The following is a 1,470-nucleotide window of genomic DNA, read 5'->3' as shown; positions in this document are numbered from 1 at the left end:
GGGACTATCACGATCTAGGTGTACGACACCCGGTTGGACTAGGTGTTGATCTTGCTGTCGGGCGTGGGCCGGGTGGCCTACGCCCGTCCGGCGGACAGGCGTCCGTCGAAGGTGATGTCGAAGGCGTTGAGGGCGGCCATCCAGCGGTTGCTCCAGCGTTGTCGGCCGCGTCCGGTGGGGTCGAGGGCGAGGGTGGCCAGGTAGAGCCGTTTGAGGGCGGCCTGATCGTTGGGGAAGTGGCCGCAGGCGCCGGCGGCCCTGCGGTAGCGGGAGTTGAGGCTCTCGATGGCGTTGGTCGTGCAGATGATCTTTCGGATCTCGGCGTCGAACGCGAGGAAGGGGACCATCTCGGGCCAGGCCCGCTCCCACAGTCGCACGACGGCCGGGTAGGACGCCTCCCAGGTCGCGGTGAACTCGGCGAATCGCTCCAGGGCGGCGGCCTCGTTCGGCGCGGTGTAGACGGGCTTGAGGTCGCGGGCGACTGCCGCCCAGTCCCGCTTGGAGGTGTAGCGGAAGGAGTTCCGCAGCAGGTGGACGATGCACGTTTGCACCACGGTCTGGGGCCAGACCTGGGCGACCGCGTCGGGCAGCCCGGTCAGGCCGTCGCAGATGAGGATCAGGCAGTCCTTGACGCCGCGGTTCTTGATCTCGGTCAGGACGGACTGCCAGTACTTGGCGCCCTCGCCGCCGCTGGAGGTCCACAGGCCGAGGATGTCGCGGTAGCCGTCCGCCGTGACGCCGAGGACGACGTAGACCGGCTGGTTGGCGACCTGCCCGTCGCGGACCTTGATGTTCACCGCGTCTACGAACAGCACTGGATAGACCGGGTCGAGGGGGCGCGTGCGCCAGTCGGCCATGCCCTCCAGGACCCGGTCGGTGATCGTGGAGACGGTCTCCTTGCTGGTGGTCATGCCGTAGACCTCGGCCAGGTGCGCGACGATCTCCCCGCTGGTCAGGCCCTTCGCGGTAAGCGAGATGACCAGGTTGTCCAGACCTTCGGTGCGGCGGGCGTGCCGGGGCACGACCTTCGGTGTGAACGTGCCGGCCCGGTCCCGCGGGATCTCGAGCGTGACGGGCCCGGCCTCGGTCATCACGGTCTTCATCCGGTAGCCGTTGCGTGCGTTGCCGCCCTTGCGCGCCGAGCGGCCCGGTTCCGCGGTCGAGGCCAGGTGCTCGTCCATCTCGGCCTCCAGCGCTTCCTGGAGCAGGTGCCGGGTCAGCTGCTGCAGCAGTCCGCCCTCGCCGAGCAGCTGCATCCCGCCGGCCCTGGCCTGCTCGGCCGCCAGCTCGGCGACCGAGGCCACGACATCCGACGCACCCGTGTTCTTCCTCGGACCCATGCCCAAGGCATCGGCAGTTCCCGACTCCGACGAAACCGACCCGTCAGGAACCGACCCGATCTGGTGATCCGTCAGCGAGCTCATCAGCGTCTCCCTTGATCAGGGTGTCCACCTGATTCATGACACTCCC

General features: G+C 68.5%; 1 protein-coding gene. It reads right to left on the bottom strand.

From position 1 onward, the window contains the following. Window positions 1–77 precede the first annotated feature (77 nt). Window positions 78–1,340 (bottom strand): IS256 family transposase, encoded by a 1,263-nt coding sequence (locus tag ACIGG8_RS42870; protein WP_396553996.1) that lies wholly within the window; start codon window positions 1,338–1,340, stop codon window positions 78–80. Window positions 1,341–1,470 lie beyond the last annotated feature (130 nt).

The organism is Kitasatospora sp. NPDC085464, from assembly GCF_044541955.1.
In the GTDB taxonomy this organism is placed as follows: domain Bacteria; phylum Actinomycetota; class Actinomycetes; order Streptomycetales; family Streptomycetaceae; genus Kitasatospora.
This window is presented reverse-complemented; position numbering and strand designations above follow the sequence as displayed.

Coding starts and splice junctions, on each gene's coding strand:
- ACIGG8_RS42870 (WP_396553996.1), bottom strand. CDS start 1,340: ATGGGTCCGAGGAAGAACACGGGTGCGTCGGATGTCGTGGCCTCGGTC.